At 70.8% G+C, this 17337-nt stretch carries 13 protein-coding genes and 1 rRNA gene; 1 reads left to right on the forward strand and 13 read right to left on the reverse strand.

The annotated features are described in order from the left end of the window. Nucleotides 1-326: 326 nt before the first annotated feature. The 13 genes from AC0QR5_RS06255 to argC all read right to left on the reverse strand — a co-directional run bounded on the left by AC0QR5_RS06255 (nucleotide 327) and on the right by argC (nucleotide 16206). A 16S ribosomal RNA gene (locus AC0QR5_RS06255) occupies nucleotides 327-1852 on the reverse strand. 648 nt (nucleotides 1853-2500) lie between these two features. After that, the gene (gene tyrS / locus AC0QR5_RS06260; RefSeq protein ID WP_430970748.1) at nucleotides 2501-3820 is read right to left on the reverse strand and encodes a tyrosine--tRNA ligase; all 1320 of its coding nucleotides are present in this window, start codon (nucleotides 3818-3820) and stop codon (nucleotides 2501-2503) included. Nucleotides 3821-3854: 34 nt separating this feature from the next. Further along, nucleotides 3855-6164 carry a UvrD-helicase domain-containing protein gene (locus AC0QR5_RS06265; protein WP_329862744.1) on the reverse strand — a complete coding sequence of 770 codons (2310 nt, stop codon included), beginning with the start codon at nucleotides 6162-6164 and terminating at the stop codon, nucleotides 3855-3857. 48 nt (nucleotides 6165-6212) lie between these two features. After that, on the reverse strand, nucleotides 6213-6749 hold the full coding sequence (locus AC0QR5_RS06270; RefSeq protein WP_329862742.1) for an adenine phosphoribosyltransferase: 537 nt from the start codon (nucleotides 6747-6749) through the stop codon (nucleotides 6213-6215). 4 nt (nucleotides 6750-6753) lie between these two features. Then, complete coding sequence (locus AC0QR5_RS06275) at nucleotides 6754-7467, reverse strand: DNA-3-methyladenine glycosylase (RefSeq protein WP_430970749.1); 714 nt, start codon at nucleotides 7465-7467, stop codon at nucleotides 6754-6756. Between the two features lie 27 nt (nucleotides 7468-7494). Beyond that, nucleotides 7495-8919: an argininosuccinate lyase gene (argH, locus tag AC0QR5_RS06280; protein ID WP_329862740.1), complete on the reverse strand. Its 1425-nt coding sequence runs from the start codon at nucleotides 8917-8919 to the stop codon at nucleotides 7495-7497. Next, the gene (locus AC0QR5_RS06285) at nucleotides 8916-10130 is read right to left on the reverse strand and encodes an argininosuccinate synthase (protein WP_329862738.1); all 1215 of its coding nucleotides are present in this window, start codon (nucleotides 10128-10130) and stop codon (nucleotides 8916-8918) included. The genes argH and AC0QR5_RS06285 overlap by 4 nt, the downstream gene beginning before the upstream one ends. A 101-nt stretch (nucleotides 10131-10231) precedes the next feature. Continuing rightward, on the reverse strand, nucleotides 10232-10744 hold the full coding sequence (locus AC0QR5_RS06290; protein WP_329862736.1) for an arginine repressor: 513 nt from the start codon (nucleotides 10742-10744) through the stop codon (nucleotides 10232-10234). Next, nucleotides 10741-11706 carry an ornithine carbamoyltransferase gene (gene argF, locus AC0QR5_RS06295; protein WP_329862735.1) on the reverse strand — a complete coding sequence of 322 codons (966 nt, stop codon included), beginning with the start codon at nucleotides 11704-11706 and terminating at the stop codon, nucleotides 10741-10743. Before argF ends, AC0QR5_RS06290 begins: the two co-directional genes overlap by 4 nt. Continuing rightward, nucleotides 11703-13046 (reverse strand): acetylornithine transaminase, encoded by a 1344-nt coding sequence (locus tag AC0QR5_RS06300; protein ID WP_329862734.1) that lies wholly within the window; start codon nucleotides 13044-13046, stop codon nucleotides 11703-11705. Before AC0QR5_RS06300 ends, argF begins: the two co-directional genes overlap by 4 nt. Next, nucleotides 13043-13960 (reverse strand): acetylglutamate kinase, encoded by a 918-nt coding sequence (gene argB / locus AC0QR5_RS06305; RefSeq protein WP_329862732.1) that lies wholly within the window; start codon nucleotides 13958-13960, stop codon nucleotides 13043-13045. The genes AC0QR5_RS06300 and argB overlap by 4 nt, the downstream gene beginning before the upstream one ends. A 9-nt stretch (nucleotides 13961-13969) precedes the next feature. Continuing rightward, nucleotides 13970-15178 carry a bifunctional glutamate N-acetyltransferase/amino-acid acetyltransferase ArgJ gene (argJ, locus tag AC0QR5_RS06310; RefSeq protein WP_329862730.1) on the reverse strand — a complete coding sequence of 403 codons (1209 nt, stop codon included), beginning with the start codon at nucleotides 15176-15178 and terminating at the stop codon, nucleotides 13970-13972. After that, a complete protein-coding gene (gene argC, locus AC0QR5_RS06315; protein WP_329862728.1) occupies nucleotides 15175-16206 on the reverse strand; it encodes an N-acetyl-gamma-glutamyl-phosphate reductase in 1032 nt (343 codons plus the stop codon). The genes argJ and argC overlap by 4 nt, the downstream gene beginning before the upstream one ends. A gap of 143 nt (nucleotides 16207-16349) precedes the next feature. Between argC and AC0QR5_RS06320 the strand changes: the two genes are divergently transcribed. Beyond that, the gene (locus AC0QR5_RS06320) at nucleotides 16350-17336 is read left to right on the forward strand and encodes a quinone oxidoreductase family protein (RefSeq protein ID WP_329862726.1); all 987 of its coding nucleotides are present in this window, start codon (nucleotides 16350-16352) and stop codon (nucleotides 17334-17336) included. The last annotated feature ends 1 nt before the right edge of the window (nucleotide 17337 follow it).

Consider the following 17337-nt stretch of genomic DNA (forward strand, 5'->3'; position numbering starts at 1 on the left):
CGCGGGAAAACAACAACCACCCACCCCCCGGCACGAACACCGGCTCAGGCAGGGCGCCTGTTGCTTCAGGGCCCAACAGTGTGCCATGGACCCGAGACCACCAACCCCCCACCGCTTTCCCACCCCACCCACACACCCCACAAAAAGGGGGCACACGGACCAGGCGTACTCACGAACAGGGGACCAGCAAGATCCCAGGCCACGATTCATCGACATTCCACCCATGAGCGCCCGCCCACCAACATCCGTGGCGGCAACGGGCAAACACTGAACACCACCACCAAAGGACATGCATCCCCGGCGGACAAGTGCTAGCTGCTCCTTAGAAAGGAGGTGATCCAGCCGCACCTTCCGGTACGGCTACCTTGTTACGACTTAGTCCCAATCGCCGGTCCCACCTTCGACGGCTCCCTCCCACAAGGGGTTGGGCCACCGGCTTCGGGTGTTACCAACTTTCGTGACTTGACGGGCGGTGTGTACAAGGCCCGGGAACGTATTCACCGCAGCGTTGCTGATCTGCGATTACTAGCGACTCCGACTTCATGGGGTCGAGTTGCAGACCCCAATCCGAACTGAGACCGGCTTTTTGGGATTAGCTCCACCTCACAGTATCGCAACCCTTTGTACCGGCCATTGTAGCATGCGTGAAGCCCAAGACATAAGGGGCATGATGATTTGACGTCGTCCCCACCTTCCTCCGAGTTGACCCCGGCAGTCTCCCATGAGTCCCCGGCATAACCCGCTGGCAACATGGAACGAGGGTTGCGCTCGTTGCGGGACTTAACCCAACATCTCACGACACGAGCTGACGACAACCATGCACCACCTGTGAACCGGCCCCAAAGGGGAAGGACTGTTTCCAGCCCGGTCCGGCCCATGTCAAGCCTTGGTAAGGTTCTTCGCGTTGCATCGAATTAATCCGCATGCTCCGCCGCTTGTGCGGGCCCCCGTCAATTCCTTTGAGTTTTAGCCTTGCGGCCGTACTCCCCAGGCGGGGCACTTAATGCGTTAGCTACGACGCGGAAAACGTGGAATGTCCCCCACATCTAGTGCCCAACGTTTACGGCATGGACTACCAGGGTATCTAATCCTGTTCGCTCCCCATGCTTTCGCTCCTCAGCGTCAGTTACTGCCCAGAGACCTGCCTTCGCCATCGGTGTTCCTCCTGATATCTGCGCATTTCACCGCTACACCAGGAATTCCAGTCTCCCCTACAGCACTCTAGCCTGCCCGTACCCACCGCAGATCCGGGGTTGAGCCCCGGACTTTCACGGCAGACGCGACAAACCGCCTACGAGCTCTTTACGCCCAATAATTCCGGATAACGCTCGCGCCCTACGTATTACCGCGGCTGCTGGCACGTAGTTAGCCGGCGCTTCTTCTGCAGGTACCGTCACTTGCGCTTCTTCCCTACTGAAAGAGGTTTACAACCCGAAGGCCGTCATCCCTCACGCGGCGTCGCTGCATCAGGCTTGCGCCCATTGTGCAATATTCCCCACTGCTGCCTCCCGTAGGAGTCTGGGCCGTGTCTCAGTCCCAGTGTGGCCGGTCACCCTCTCAGGCCGGCTACCCGTCGTCGCCTTGGTAGGCCATTACCCCACCAACAAGCTGATAGGCCGCGAGCCCATCCCCAACCAATGAATCTTTCCACCAACACACCATGCGGTGGCCGGTCATATCCGGTATTAGACCCAGTTTCCCAGGCTTATCCCAGAGTCGGGGGCAGGTTGCTCACGTGTTACTCACCCGTTCGCCACTAATCCACCCAGCAAGCTGGGCATCATCGTTCGACTTGCATGTGTTAAGCACGCCGCCAGCGTTCATCCTGAGCCAGGATCAAACTCTCCGTAAAAAAATACAGACACAACCAAACCCACAGGAAAATGCGGACCCAGCTGCACCAAGTCAAAAAATCCCGGCAAAAAACCCTCCCAGCACCACGGGGGTGGCACCAGAAAAGCCATTCACCAATACAAAAATCGGTGTCAACAAACATGGCACACTATTGAGTTCTCAAACAACAGGCTGCTTACGGTTCCGAGCGATTGAATCCTGAAAGAATTCGTATTCTTTCGCTTTTCTTCCGTAGCGATATTCCTAATTTATTCTCCCTTTTCCTCGGTGTCAAATCGGTGTTTACTCGATCTGGCCCGGGAACCGGGATCCTCCCGCTCGTCGTCGCCGGGCGCTTCAAAGCGTCCGGATTCTGTCCGAGTGGAAGGGGGTTGGCCGCCTCGCGATCTTCAGCGTTTCCGCTGTCCTCGTCCCGGCGACTCAGAAAACAATACACGGGACGGAGCGGCCCCACAAATCGACGATGACGCCCGGGCGTGTCGCGCCCGCGATCCCCACCACGACGCTGATCCAGGGGGTAACGGCCGGCGCCATAGGGCCGCATCCGGCGCTGCTCCGACGGTCCACGTGAGGCCCCCACGAAGAAGGGCCCGGTCCAGGTGGCTCACACCTGGACCGGGCCCTTGGCCTCGGATCGCGTCCCGACTCAGCCGGCGACCTCGACCATGGCCAGGTTCTTCTTGCCACGACGCAGCAGAAGGTAGCGGCCATGGAGCAGCTCGTCCGCAGTGATCACGGCCTCGGTGTCGTCGATCTTGCGGTTGTTGACGTACGCCCCGCCCTCGCCGACGGTGCGGCGGGCAGCGGACTTGGACTCGGAGAGCCCCGACGCCAAGAGCAGGTCGACGATGCCGAGCCCGCCGGCAGCGACCTCGGCGCTCGGGAGTTCGGACGTGGCAGCCCGCAGGGTCGCCTCGTCGAGTTCGGAGAGCACGCCCTGGCCGAACAGGGCAGCGGATGCGGCGATGACCTTCTCCGTCGCCTCGACACCGTGGACGAGGGAGGTGACGTTGTAGGCCAGCTCCTTCTGGGCCTTGCGGGCGAACGGCCGCTCGGCGACCTCGGCGGCGAGCGCCTCGATCTCCGCCCGGTCCAGGAAGGTGAAGACCTTCAAGCGGTCGACCACGTCGGCGTCGGCCGTGTTGAGCCAGAACTGGTAGAACGCGTAGGGACTGCACATCTCCGGGTCGAGCCAGATGGCGTTGCCCTCGCTCTTGCCGAACTTCGAGCCGTCGGAGTTGGTGATCAGCGGAGTGCCGTAGGCGTGCACCGACGTGGCCTCGACCTTCCGGATCAGGTCCGTGCCGCTGGTCAGGTTTCCCCACTGGTCCGAGCCGCCGGTCTGCAGGACGCAGCCGTAGTCGCGGTGCAGCTGCAGGTAGTCGTAGCCCTGCAGGACCTGGTAGCTGAACTCGGTGTAGCTGATGCCCTCGTCCGAGTTCAGGCGAGCGGCGACCGTCTCCTTCTTGATCATCGTGCCGACGCGGAAGAACTTCCCGATGTCGCGCAGGAAGTCGATGGCGGACAGCCGCGCGGTCCAGTCGAGGTTGTTGACCATCCGCGCCGCGTTGTCCCCCTCGAAGGAGAGGAAGGCCGAGACCTGGTCCTGGAGCTTGGCGACCCACTCGGCGACCGTCTCCTTGGTGTTCAGCACGCGCTCGGCGGTCTGCCGGGGGTCACCGATCAGTCCGGTCGATCCGCCGACCAGCCCGAGCGGCCGGTGCCCGGCCAGCTGCAGCCGGCGCATGTTCAGCAACTGGACCAGGTTCCCGAGGTGCAGCGACGGCGCCGTCGGGTCGAAGCCGCAGTAATAGGTGATGGGATCCCCCGCGAGCAGTTCCTCCAGCGCGGCCTCGTCCGTGGACACGTGGACCAGGCCACGCCACTTCAGCTCCTGCCAGATGTTGGGGAAGGCGGGATCGTTCTTCTGCCCCGCGAGGGCGGGGTTCTGCTCGCTCAATGACACGCCCTTAAACCTAGCAGCAGGGAGGGCCCGGCCGTCAGTCCGCGACGATGCCGTCGGGGACGCGCCCCTCGGCGAGGATCCGCAGCCGCTGCGTGGCGCGGGTCATCGCGACGTAGAGGTCGCCGAACCCTCCGTCGGCCTCGGCGATCAGCTCGTCCGGTTCCAGCAGCAGGACGACGTCGAACTCGAGCCCCTTCGCCTCCTGCGCCGTCGTGACGACGATGTCCTGTTCGAGCCCCCCGGAGCCCGTGCCCACGCGGCGGCCGTAGAGTTCGACGGCGGTCGCACGGGCCCCGCGCAAGCGGGACGCCGGCGCGATGACGGCCGTGAGCCCGCCCTCGGCGAAGCCGACCTCCTCGGGCAGCGCCGCCGCGAGCGCGGCGCGCAGGCCGTCTGCGGGGACCCGGTCGACGACCGGCGCCCAGCGCCCTTCGCGCACCGCCTTGGGCGTCGAGACGACGAGGCCGGCCGCCTGGGCCATCCGTGCCGCGGCCTCGGCGATCTGCGTGGGCGTCCGGTAGTTCACGGTCAGCTCCTCGAGCGTGAACCGCTCCCCCACGAACGGCGCCATGGCCTGCGCCCAGCTCGTGGCGCTCGCGGCGGAGGACGCCTGGGCGATGTCGCCGACGACGGTGAACGACTTGAGCGGGCAACGGCGCATCAGCAGGCGCCACTGCATGGGCGAGAGCTCCTGCGCCTCGTCGACCACGACGTGTCCGTAGGCCCAGTTGCGGTCCTGGGAGGCGCGCTCCGCCGCGGTCAGCACGGTCTCGCCCTCCTGGTTCATCGCGGCGAGGTCCTCGGCGTCGAGGATGCCGTCCACGCCGATCTCGCGCAGGGCTGAGTCGACGTTCTCGAGGGCCTGGGTCGCGTTCGCCACGTCGCGCTGGTGCTCGGCCTCGCGCTGGGCGGCGTCGCGCCCGGCCGAGGCGTCCAGCTCACCGAGCAGCTCGGCGGCCTCGTCGAGCAGGGGCACGTCGGCCTCGGTCCACGGCGCGCCGGGGTCCCGGCGCAGCGCGGCGCGCTCGGTCGCCGAGAGCTCCGGTGCGACGGCGGCGAGCAGCTCCGGCTTGGCGTACAGCTCGGCGATGAGCTTCTCGGGCGTCATGGGGAGCCAGCACAGGTTCAGGGCGATGCGCACGTCGCGGGAGGAGCGGACGTCCTCGGACAGGTACGCGCGGTCGACGGAGTTGCCCGTCCCCGAGGACTCCTCGAGCTTGTCCCGCAGCTGCTCGGCGAGCTCTCGGACCAGGATCTTCACGAACGTCGTGCGAGCCTCGTTGTGGGGCTTGTGCGTGGCCCGCGCCTTGTCCCGGGCCCGCCGGACCTGCCGCGGCGTGAGGACGAGCGGCGTCCCTTCGACGACGACCCGGCGGTCGCCGTCGGGCAGCCGCTGCCGGTTGGCCACGGCGCGCGCGACGACGTCGGCCATCCCGATCCGCCCCTTGATCCGCGCGGCCTCGCGGCCCGGCTCGGGCACGGCCCGGATGCCGGGCATGAGCCGCCCCAGGCTCGCCATGACGACGCCGGTCTCGCCCAGGGAGGGCAGCACGCGCTCGATGTAGCGCATGAAGGACGACGACGGACCCACGAGGAGCACGCCCGCGGACTTGAGCCGCTCCCGGTGCTGGTACAGCAGGAACGCGGCGCGGTGCAGCGCGACGGCGGTCTTGCCCGTTCCCGGCCCGCCCTGGACCACGAGGACCCCGGCCAGCTCCGAGCGGATGATGCGGTCCTGTTCCGCCTGGATGGTGGAGACGATGTCGGCCATCCGGCCCGTGCGCTTGGAGCGCAGGGCGGCCAGCAGGGCCCCCTCCCCCTGGTGCTCGGCCTGCTCGCTCAGCAGTTCCGGGTCGAGGACGTCGTCCTCGAGGGCGACGACGTTGCGTCCCTTGAGGATCAGGTGGCGCCGGCGGCGCACTCCATGGCGCTCGAACGCCGTCGCCTGGTAGAAGGCGCCGGCCTCGGGCGCGCGCCAGTCGATCATGAGCCGTGACTGCTCGCGGTCGGTCAGGCCGATCCTGCCGATATAGCGCGTCGTGGCCGAGGCGCCGGCGTCGTCGCCGTTGCCATGGCCGGAGGCCCCGTTGGCGCCCTCGAGGTCGAGCCGGCCGAAGACCAGCCGGTCCTCGACGGCGTTGAGCTGGGCGAGGCGGTCCTCGTACATCGTCGCGAAGGCGTCCCGTTCGGACACGTTCTGCAGTGATCCGACCGCCCCGCCGCGGCGGACGCGGGCCAGTTGGCGCGTCTTCTCCTCGCGCAGCTCGTCGAGGCGCTCGTAGAGCCCGGCGACATAGCTGCGCTCGAGTTCCAGCTCCGTCACGGGGGACGGTGACTCTGGCATGGATGCTCCTCCAGCGGTTCGGCGGACAGACAAGTCTACTCCGTGTTCTCAGGCCTGCTGCAGCGCGTGGATGCGGCGGCCGGCCAGGGCCCGCCGCCCGCCGAGCGCGGGCAGCTCGAGGACGACCCCGACGCCCGCGACGGTTCCCCCGGCGCGTTCGACGAGCCGGCAGGCGGAGCCGACGGTTCCGCCCGTGGCCAGGACGTCGTCGAGGACCAGGACGCGGCTGCCGGGGGCCAGGTCGCCGCGGTGGATCTCGAGCGTCGCGCTGCCGTACTCGAGCGTGTAGTCGTCGGAGTAGACGGCCCGCGGGAGCCTGCCCTTCTTGCGGATGGTGATCATGCCGGTCCCCTGCGCATAGGCGGCCGCGGCGGCCAGGATGAAGCCGCGGGCCTCGAGCCCAGCCACGACGTCGTACGAGCCGGCGAAGGGGGCGACGACCTCGTCGACGACCCGGCGCAGGCCGTGGGGGTCTGCGAAGACGGGGGTCAGGTCCTTGAAGGAGACCCCGGGAACGGGGTGGTCCGGGACGACGGCGCTCAGACGGTCCAGGAGCGATTCGATGGGCTCTGGGCTCGGATTCACCCCACTACTCTATCGGCCCCGTGGCCCGTCCCCCGACCGTCCCGGCGGCGCCCCGGGAGGCCTTCGCCGCCCGGTAGCGGGAGACCGTGGGCTCGCCGTCGAGCCAGAAGCGCCACGGGTACGCGTCGGTGCCCCCGGCCCCGGAGACCCCGACCCTCGGTCCCGTGCGCAAACGGTCCGGAGGGGCGTCGGCGACGCCGGAGAGGAGCAACCGCCGTCCGGACTCGGCAGGACCGGGCCGCAGGCTCCGCCGCCCTGCTTCCCGCCCCGGGTCGGCTGCGGGTTCGGGCCGCGCGAGGTCCACGGGCGCGCCGTCCCAGGCCAGGTCGAGCCCCAGGGCCTGCGCGAGCTTCGCGGGCCCGTTCGCGAGTCCCGGGCCCTCCGCAACACCGCCACGGCGCCGTCGGGCGGCTCGGATCCCGTCCAGCACCTCGCCGCCGCGCAGGAGCACGGCCGAGGCGGCGCCGTCGTCCCCGCAGACCAGGTTCGCGCAGAAGTGCATCCCGTAGCTGAGGTAGACGTACAGCGTGCCCGGCGGGCCGAAGAGGGACCGGTTCCGCTCCGTGCGCCCGCGGTAGCCGTGGGATCCGGGATCAGCGGCGCCCTCGTAGGCCTCCACTTCCGTGATCCGCAGGCGCACGGCCCGGGCGCCCCGGCCCGTCTGGAGCTCCGCCCCGAGCAGGAGCGGAGCCAGGACGACGGCGGGGCGCGCCAGCAGTTGCGCGGCGGTTCCGGGAAGCGTGGCTCAGCCCGCGTAGTCCCGGGCGGCCGCCAGCTGGACGCGCAGGGCCCCGAGCTGGCGGGCCACCGCTTCCGGCGCCGTGCCGCCCTGGGCGTTGCGCGAGGCGAGGGAACCGGCCGTGCTCAGGACGCTGCGGACCTCGGGGGTCAGCGCGGGCGAGATGCCAGCGAAGTCCTCGTCGCCCAGGTCCCACAGCTCGACGCCGCGGGACTCCGCGAGCTTCACGGCCGCCCCCGAGAGCTCGTGCGCGTCGCGGAACGGCACGCCCTGGCGGACGAGCCACTCGGCGATGTCCGTGGCCAGGGCGAAGCCGAGCGGTGCGAGCTCCGCCATCCGATCCGTGTTGAACTTCAGCGTCGCGACCATCCCCGCGACCGCGGGCAGCAGCAGCTCGAGGGTGTCGACGGCGTCGAACACCGGTTCCTTGTCCTCCTGCAGGTCGCGGTTGTAGGCGAGCGGGAGCCCCTTGAGCGTGGCCAGGAGCCCGGTCAGGTCGCCGATGAGGCGCCCCGCCTTGCCGCGGGCGAGCTCGGCGACATCGGGGTTCTTCTTCTGCGGCATGATCGAGGAGCCCGTCGAATAGGCGTCATCGAGGGTGACGAAGGAGAACTCCTTCGTGGCCCAGAGGATGACCTCCTCGGAGATCCGGGAGAGGTCGACGCCGATCATCGCCGCGACCCATGCGAACTCGGCGAACACGTCCCGGCTCGCGGTGCCGTCGATCGAGTTCCAGACGGCCGAGTCGAATCCGAGCTCGGCGGCGACGGCCTCCGGATCCAGCCCGAGCGACGAGCCGGCGAGGGCGCCGGACCCGTAGGGGGAGACGGCGGCGCGCCGGTCCCAGTCGGCGAGCCGCTGCACGTCGCGCAGCAGCGCCCAGGCGTGGGCCAGCAGGTGGTGGGAGAGGAGCACGGGCTGGGCGTGCTGCAGGTGCGTGCGGCCCGGCATCGCGGCCTCCGGGTGGGCCTGGGCCTGGGCGACGAGCGCGTCGACGACGGACAGCACGCCGCGGGCGATGAGCCGGGCGTTCTCGCGCAGGAACATCCGGCCCAGGGTCGCGATCTGGTCGTTGCGGGAGCGCCCCGCGCGCAACTTGCCTCCCAGCTCCGGTCCGGCGCGTTCGATCAACCCGCGCTCGAGGGATCCGTGCACGTCCTCATCCGAGGGCGCGGCCGTGTAGGCGCCGGAGACGACGTCCTCCTCGAGCCGCCCGAGCGCCGCGAGCATGTCCCGCAGCTCCGCCTCGTCGAGGAGGCCCGCCGTGTGCAGGACGCGGGCGTGGGCCCTGGAGCCGGCGATGTCGTAGCGGGCCAGCCGCCAGTCGAAGTGCGTCGACTTGCTCAGGGCCGCGAGCGCGTCGGCGGGACCGCCTGCGAAGCGGCCGCCCCAGAGCGAGCCCTCGTTGGTTGCGGAGTCCTTGGCGCTCATCGGGCGACCTCCAGGTTCAGGCGCTCGTCGCGCTCGGTGGCGACCTTGGACGTCAGGCCGAAGATGTCGATGAAGCCGCGGGCGCTCGACTGGTCGAACGCGTCCCCCGTGTCATAGGTGGCCAGGTCGAAGCGGTAGAGCCCCGCGTCGCCGCGGCGCCCCGTGACCGTGGCGCGCCCGGCGTGCAGCTCCATGCGGATGTCGCCGGAGACGTGGCGCTGGGTGTCGTCGATGAAGGCGTCGAGCGAGCGCTTCAGCGGGGAGAACCACTGGCCGTCGTAGACCAGCTCGCTCCAGCGCTGCGAGACCGTGGCCTTGAACCGGGCCTGCTCCCGCTCCACCGTGACGTTCTCGAGGTGCTTGTGCGCCTCCATGAGCGCCATGGCCCCGGGCGCCTCGTAGATCTCGCGGGACTTGATGCCGACGAGCCGGTCCTCGACGACGTCGATGCGGCCGACGCCCTGCGCGCCGGCGCGGCGGTTGAGCTGCTCGATGGCCTGGAGCGGGGTGACGGGGACGCCGTCGAGGGAGACGGGGATGCCCTCCCGGAAGCTGATCAGCACCTCGTCGGGGGCGGGCGGGAACTCCGGGGAGTCGGTGTAGGCGTAGATGTCCTTGGTGGGCGCGTTCCAGAGGTCCTCGAGGTATCCGGTCTCGATGGCCCGGCCCCAGACGTTCTGGTCGATCGAGTACGGGTTCTTCTTGGTGGTCTCGATCGGCAGGCCCTTGGCCTCCGCGTAGGCGATGGCCTTGTCGCGCGTCAGGGCCAGGTCCCGCACGGGCGCGATGCACTTCAGCTCCGGGCCCAGGGTCTGGATGCCGACCTCGAAGCGGACCTGGTCGTTGCCCTTGCCCGTGCAGCCGTGGGCGACGGTGCCCGCGCCGAAGCGCCGTGCCGCCGCCACGAGGTGCCTGGCGATGACGGGGCGGGAGATCGCCGAGATCAGCGGGTAGTGGTTCTGGTACAGCGCCCCGGCCTTGAGCGTGGGCATGCAGTACTCGTCCGCGAACTCGTCGCGCGCGTCCACGACGTGGGCCTCGACGGCGCCGCAGCCGAGCGCCCGCTCGCGGATCGTCTCGAGCGATTCCCCGCCCTGGCCCACGTCGACGGCGACGGCGACGACCTCTGCGCCGGTGGCGTCGGCGATCCAGCCGATCGCGACGGAGGTGTCCAGGCCGCCCGAGTAGGCGAGGACGATGCGTTCGGTCACGGTGTGCTCCTTGGGTGCCGGATACGCCGGCGCGGCGGAATCGGGGAGTGAATGTTATTCACAAGTCTACATACTTATGCATGACGTGCAAGGCGGCCGCCCTACTGCGGGTCCGCGAGCTCCAGGAAGCGCGCGGCGACCTCCTCGCCTCCGGCGGGGTCCCGGGTCACGAGCACGACGGTGTCGTCGCCGGCGATCGTCCCGAGCACGTCGGGCAGGACGGAATGGTCGATCGCCAGGGCCAGGAAGTTCGCCGCTCCGGGCGGCGTGCGCAGGACGACGAGGTTGCCCGAGGCCTCCGCGGTGACGAGCAGCTCGGCGCAGAGCTTGGCCAGCCGCGCATCCAGCACCTCCTGGCTCAGCCCGGTCCTCGGCGTCGGGTCCCCTCCCTCCGCCCGCACGGCGTAGACGAGCCCCCCGTCGACGCCGCGGACCCGGATGGCCCCCAGCTCGACGAGGTCCCGGGACAGCGTCGCCTGGGTCACCTGGACGCCCTCGCCGGCCAGCAGCACGGCGAGCTCCGCCTGCGAGCGCACGGACTCCGTGCCCAGGATCGCCTTGATCCGGGCCTGGCGCGCCGTCTTCGTCGAGGGCTGCGACGCCTGGGTGCTCATCGGACCCGGCCCGCGCCGTCGGCCAGCCCGGAGCGTTCCATGAGCCAGGCCATGAGGGCCTTCTGGGCGTGGAGCCGGTTCTCCGCCTCGTCGAAGACGACGGACTGCGGCCCGTCGATGACCTCGGCGGAGACCTCGTAGCCCCGGTAGGCCGGCAGGCAGTGCAGGAACACGGCGTCGGGCGCCGCCAGGGCCATGGCCGCCGCGTCGACCGCGTAGTCGCGGAACAGGAGCTGGCGCTGCGCCTTCTCCTCTTCCTGCCCCATGGACACCCAGGTGTCGGTGACCACGACGTCCGCGCCGGCGAGCGCGGCCCCGGCGTCGGCCGTGACGAGGACCGAGCCGCCCGTGGCGGCGGCGCGCTCCTCGGCGGCGGCCACCACGGCCGGATCCGGCTGGTAGCCCTCGGGCCCGGCAACGCGCACGTGCATGCCGGCGGTCGCACAGGCGAGCAGGTAGGAGTTCGCCATGTTGTTCGCCGCGTCGCCGAGGTACGCCAGGACGAGCCCCTCGGTGCGCCCCTTGTGCTCGCGGATCGTCAGCAGGTCGGCCAGCAGCTGGCAGGGGTGGTAGTCGTCGGAGAGCGCGTTGACCACGGGAACGCGGGAGTTCGCGGCCATCTCCTCCAGCCCGGACTGCGCGTAGGTCCGCCAGACGATCGTGGAGACCATGCGCTCGAGGACCCGCGCGGAGTCGGCGACCGATTCCTTGTGGCCCAGCTGGGACTCCCCCGGGTTGACGATGAGCGCCGTGCCGCCCAGCTCGGCGATGCCCGCGGCGAAGGAGACGCGCGTGCGGGTCGAGGTCTTGTCGAAGAAGACCGCGACGGTCTGCGGGCCCGCGTAGGGGCGCCAGCCGTAGCGGTCGGCCTTCATCGCGGCGGCCAGGTCGAGGACCTCGGCCTGCTCGGCCGGGCTCAGGTCGGTGTCGGCGAGGAAGTGGCGGACGGTCGGGGTGCTCATGCGTTCTCCTCCTGGAGTGCGGCGGCGTGGATGGCGGGGAGCGCGTCGGCGAAGCGGCCGAGCTGCTCCTCGGTCACGACAAGGGGCGGGGCCAGGCGCAGGGTCCGCTCGCCGGGCGCGTTGACGATGAATCCGGCCTCGAGGGCGTGGCGGACGACGGCGGGAGCGGAGCCCGAGGCCAGGTCGAAGCCGATCAGCAGGCCGTGGGCTCGCACGGACTCGACGCAGTCGAGCGCGCCGAGCATCCGGGCCGTGGCCCGTCCCGTCCGCTCCACGTGCTCGAGGATCCCCTGCGACTCGATGACGTGCAGGGTCGCGAGGGCGGCGGCGGTGGCGGCGGGGTTCCCGCCGAACGTCGTCCCGTGCTGGCCCGGCCCGAGCAGCGAGGAGGCGTGCTCGCCGAAGGTGATCAGGGCGCCGATCGGGAACCCGCCGCCGAGGCCCTTGGCCAGGCTCATCGCGTCCGGGAGCACGCCCTCGGAGGCGAACCAGCGTCCCGTGCGGCCGATCCCCGTCTGGACCTCGTCGAAGACCAGGAGCGCGCCGGCCTCGCGCGTGATGGCGCGCGCCTGCTCAAGGTAACCGGGCGGGAAGCCGTGGACGCCGGCCTCGCCCTGCACGGGCTCGATGAACACGGCGGCCACCGTCTCGTCGACGGCGGCGCGCAGCGCCTCGACGTCGCCGGCCGGAACCCATTCCACGCCGCCGGGCAACGGCTCGAAGGGCTCGCGGTAGGCCTTTTTCCAAGTCAGGGCGAGGGCACCGAGGCTGCGCCCGTGGAAGGCGTTCTCGAGCGCGATGATCCGGGTCCGGCTCCCTCCCGCTCCCCCGCCGTTGCGCCGGGCCAGCTTGAAGGCGGCCTCGTTGGCCTCGGTCCCGGAGTTCGCGAAGAACACGCGCGAGCCCGCCGGCGCCTGGGCGAGTTCGAGGAGCTTCTCGGCGAGCGCGATCTGGGGCGGGCTCGTGAAGAAGTTGGAGACGTGGCCGAGCGTGGCGAGCTGGCTCGAGACGACGCTCGTCAGCAACGGGTGCGCGTGCCCGAGCGCGTTGACGGCGATGCCCCCGAGCAGGTCGAGGTACTCCTTGCCGTCGGCGTCCCAGACGGTACAGCCCGAGCCGCGGACGAGCACGCGCTGCGGCGTGCCGAAGACCCCCAGCAGCGAGCCCTCGTAGCGCCCCAGGAGCTCCGCGTTGCGCAGCCCCTCGAGGGTGCCCGCCAGCCCGTCGGCCGCACCCGCGGTCCCTGCCCGGGCCGGTCCCCCGGCCTCCCCCGGGGCACCCACGGCGCCCTGCGCGCCGGCGTCCCGCCCCGGCGTCGTTCCCTCCGTGCCCGCGCTCATGCCGCGCCTCCCGGAACCACCTGGGTGCCGACGCCGGCGGAGGTGAAGACCTCCAGGAGCATCGAGTGCGGCTGGCGCCCGTCGACGATGTGGGCGCGCTCGACACCCGCGTCGACCGCGGCGAGGCACGCCGCCATCTTGGGGATCATCCCGGACTCGAGGGAGCCGAGCATGGCGCGCAGCTCGTCGGCCGTGAGCGAGGAGATGAGCGAGGACTTGTCCGGCCAGTCGGCGTAGAGCCCCTCGACGTCGGTGAGGATGACGAGCTTGGAGGCGCCCAGCGCGGCCGCGAGGGCGGCGGCCGCGGTGTCGGCGTTGACGTTCAGGACGACGCCGGTCGGCTCGCCTCCGGGGCCGACCTCCGGGGCGACCGTGGAGATCACGGGGATCCGCCCGGCGCCGATGAGGTCCAGGATGGCCCGCGGCTCGACGCCCGTCACCTCTCCGACGAGCCCGAGGTCGACTTCCTCGCCGTCGACCACGGTCCCGGTGCGCTCGGCGCGCAGCAGCCCCGCGTCCTCGCCGGAGAGGCCGACGGCGTAGGGGCCGTGCGAGTTCACGAGGCCGACGAGCTCGCGCCCCACCTGGCCCGTGAGCACCATGCGGACGATGTCCATGGCCTCGGGGGTCGTCACGCGCAGCCCGCCCCGGAACTCCGACTCGATCCCCAGCCGGGCGAGCATCCCGTTGATCTGCGGCCCGCCGCCGTGCACGACGACGGGGTGGATCCCGGCGTGGTGGAGGAAGACGATGTCCTCGGCGAACGCGCGGCGCAGCTCCTCGTTCACCATGGCGTTGCCGCCGTACTTGACCACCATCGTGGTGCCGGCGAAGCGCTGGATCCAGGGCAGGGCCTCGATGAGGGCCTCCGCCTTGCGTTGGGCGTCGGCCCGGGTCGTTTCCGCAGTGTCCATCAGGGCGTCCTAGCTGCTGTAGGCGGAGTTCTCGTGCACGTAGTCGTGCGTGAGGTCGTTGGTCCAGAGGCTCGCCTCGGCGTCCCCGGCGGCGAGGTCGATCTCGACCAGGACCGCGCGGTCCTCGAGGGAGACGAGCGAGCGGTCCTCGCCGATCCCGCCGTTCCGGCAGATCTGCACGCCGTTGATGGCGACGTTGAGCCGGTCCGCCTCGAAGGCCGCCTGAGTGGTGCCGACCGCGGAGAGGACGCGGCCCCAATTGGGGTCCCTGCCGAAGATCGCGGCCTTGAAGAGGTTCGAGCGGGCCACGGCCCGGCCGACCTCCTCGGCGTCCTCCTCGCTCGCGGCGTTGAACGTGCGGATCGTGATGGTGTGCTCGGCCCCCTCGGCGTCGTGGATGAGCTGGAGCGCCAGATCGGTGCACACGGCCGTGAGCCCGGCCGTGAACTCCTCCGGATCCGGCGCCGTCCCGGAGGCCCCGGAGGCCAGGAGGACGACCGTGTCGTTGGTGGACATGCAGCCGTCCGAGTCGGCGCGGTCGAAGCTGACGCGCGTCGCGGCGCGCAGGGCGGCATCGAGCATGGCGGGCTCCATCACGGCGTCGGTCGTGACGACGACGAGCATCGTCGCGAGGCCGGGCGCGAGCATTCCCGCCCCCTTGGCCATCCCGCCGATGACGTAGCCCGATCCGGCGAACCCGGACTCCTTCGGGACCGAGTCGGTCGTCATGATGGCCTCGGCGGCGCCGGCCCCGGCCCCGCGCCCGTCGCCGAGCGCGGCCACGGCCGCGTCGACGCCCGGCAGGAGGCGGTCCATGGGCAGCTGCACCCCGATCAGTCCCGTGGAGCAGACGACGACGTCGCCCGCGGAGACGCCGAGAAGGCCGGCCGTGTGCTCCGCGCTCGCGTGCGTGTTCTGGAAGCCCTCCGGCCCGGTGCAGGCGTTGGCCCCTCCCGAGTTGAGCAGGACGGCGTCGGCCCGGCCGTCGGAGACGATCTGGCGGGACCAGTGCACGGGGGCGGCGGCCACGCGGTTGGACGTGAAGACCGCGGCGGCGTCGTGCCGCGGGCCGTCGTTGACGACGAGCGCGACGTCGGGACGGCCCGTGGACTTCAGGCCGGCGGCGACGCCGGAGGCCCGGAATCCACGGGCGGCGGTGACTCCCGCGGGGCTGGTGCCGGGGCTCCCGGCCGCGGGGTCGTTCTCGTGGGTGCTCATGGTGCCATCCCTTCGATCCGCAGGCCCGTGTGCTCGGGCAGGCCCAGGGCGATGTTCATGGACTGGACGGCACCCCCGGCGGTGCCCTTGGCGAGGTTGTCGATGGCGCAGACCACGATGACGCGTCCGGCGTGCCGGTCGTAGGCCAGCTGGAGGTGGACGTGGTTGGAACCGAGGACGTGCTTGGTGTGCGGCCACTGGCCCTCGGGCAGGAGGTGGACGAACTCCTCGCCCGCGTAGGCCTCCTCCCACGCGCGGCGCAATGCCGCCGGTTCCGTCCCGGGGACGACGCGCGCCGTCGCCGTGGTGAGGATGCCGCGGGCCATGGGGGCCAGCGTGGGCGTGAAGGAGACCGTGACGGGGCGGCCGGCGGCGCGGGAGAAGCCCTGCTCCATCTCCGGGGTGTGGCGGTGTCCGCCGCCGACGCCGTAGGGGCTCATGCCGCCCATGACCTCGGAGCCGATGAGGTGGGTCTTGGCGGACTTGCCCGCGCCGGAGGTCCCCGAGGCGGCGACGATCACGACGTCGTCCGGCTCGAGCAGGCCGGCGGAGAACCCCGGGACCAGGGCGAGCTGCGCGCTCGTCGGGTAGCAACCGGGCACGGCGATGCGGCGGGCTCCGGCGAGCGCCGCGCGGGCTCCGGGCAGCTCCGGCAGGCCGTACGGCCAGGTTCCCGCGTGCGGGGAACCGTAGAAGCGCTCCCATTCCGCGGCCGATTCGAGGCGGTGGTCGGCGCCGGCGTCGATCACGAGCGTCTCCTCGGGCAGGCGCGCGGCGATCGCCGCGCTGGCTCCGTGCGGGAGGGCGAGGAAGACGACGTCGTGCCCGGCCAGGTTCTCGACGCTCGTCTCGACGAGGACCCGGTCCGCGAGGGACCTCAAGTGGGGCTGCAGGGCGCCGAGCGCCTGTCCCGCGTTGCTGTGCGCCGTGATGGCGCCGATCTCCACGCCGGGGTGGTGGGCCAGGAGGCGCAGGACCTCGCCGCCCGCGTAGCCGCTGGCCCCGGATACCGCTACCGAAACTGTCATGGGACCAGCCTAGTCTCCTTTATGCACAATGGCTAATAATTATTCATGGCGCGATGCGTCTCCGCCCAGGACGGCCGACCCCTTCCGTTTACCAGCACGCACTAGGCTGGCATGCGAGCATTTCCGCACCGAAGGAGCACGCCATGCCGATCGCCGTCCACACCACCCGGGCCGGGGGCCCGGAGGTCCTCACTGCCGTCGACGTCCCCCGCCCCGCGCCGGGTCCAGGGAAGCTCCTCGTGGAGGTCGCCGCCGTCGGGGTCAACTTCATCGAGACGTACCAGCGATCCGGCGTCTACCCCGTCGAGCACCCGTTCGTCCCGGGGTCCGAGGCCTCCGGGACGGTCGTCGAGCTCGGTCCCGGCGTCGAGGACTTCGCCGTCGGCGACCGCGTCGCCACGACGGAGGGCACGGGCACCTACGCCGAGTACACGGTGTTGTCCGCGGAGAAGGCCCTCCGGGTCCCCGACGGCGTGCCCCTCGACGTGGCCGGAGCCCTGCCGCTCCAGGGGATGACCGCGCACTACCTGGTCAATTCCAGCTATGCCGTCCAGGCCGGCGACACGGCCCTCTGCTACGCCGGCGCCGGCGGAGTCGGACTGCTGCTCATCCAGCTCCTCAAGCTCAAGGGAGCCACCGTCATCACGACGACGTCGACGCCCGGGAAGGCCGCGCTCGCCCGCGCGGCCGGCGCCGACCACGTGCTGGACTACGACGACGTCCCGCACCGCGTGCGCGAACTCACCGGGGGCCGCGGCGTCGACGTCGTCTACGACGGGATCGGCAAGGACACGTTCGAGCACTCCCTCGACGCGCTGCGGATCCGCGGCACGCTCGTGCTCTTCGGCGGCGCCTCGGGCCAGGTGCCGCCGTTCGACCTGCAGCAGCTCAACGCCCACGGCTCGCTCACGGTCACCCGACCCAAGCTGAACGACTTCCTGCTCGACGCCGAGGAGCGGGCATGGCGCTCCGGCGAGCTGTTCTCACTCGTCGCCGAGGGCCGGCTCGACGTGCGCATCGGCGGGCGCTTCCCGCTCGCGGACGCGGGCCTCGCCCACACGGAGCTCGAATCCCGCCGCACCACGGGAAAGCTCGTCCTCGAACCCTCCGCCGCCGGCCAGGACGGCTAAG

The organism is Arthrobacter sp. J156 (genome assembly GCF_056172865.1).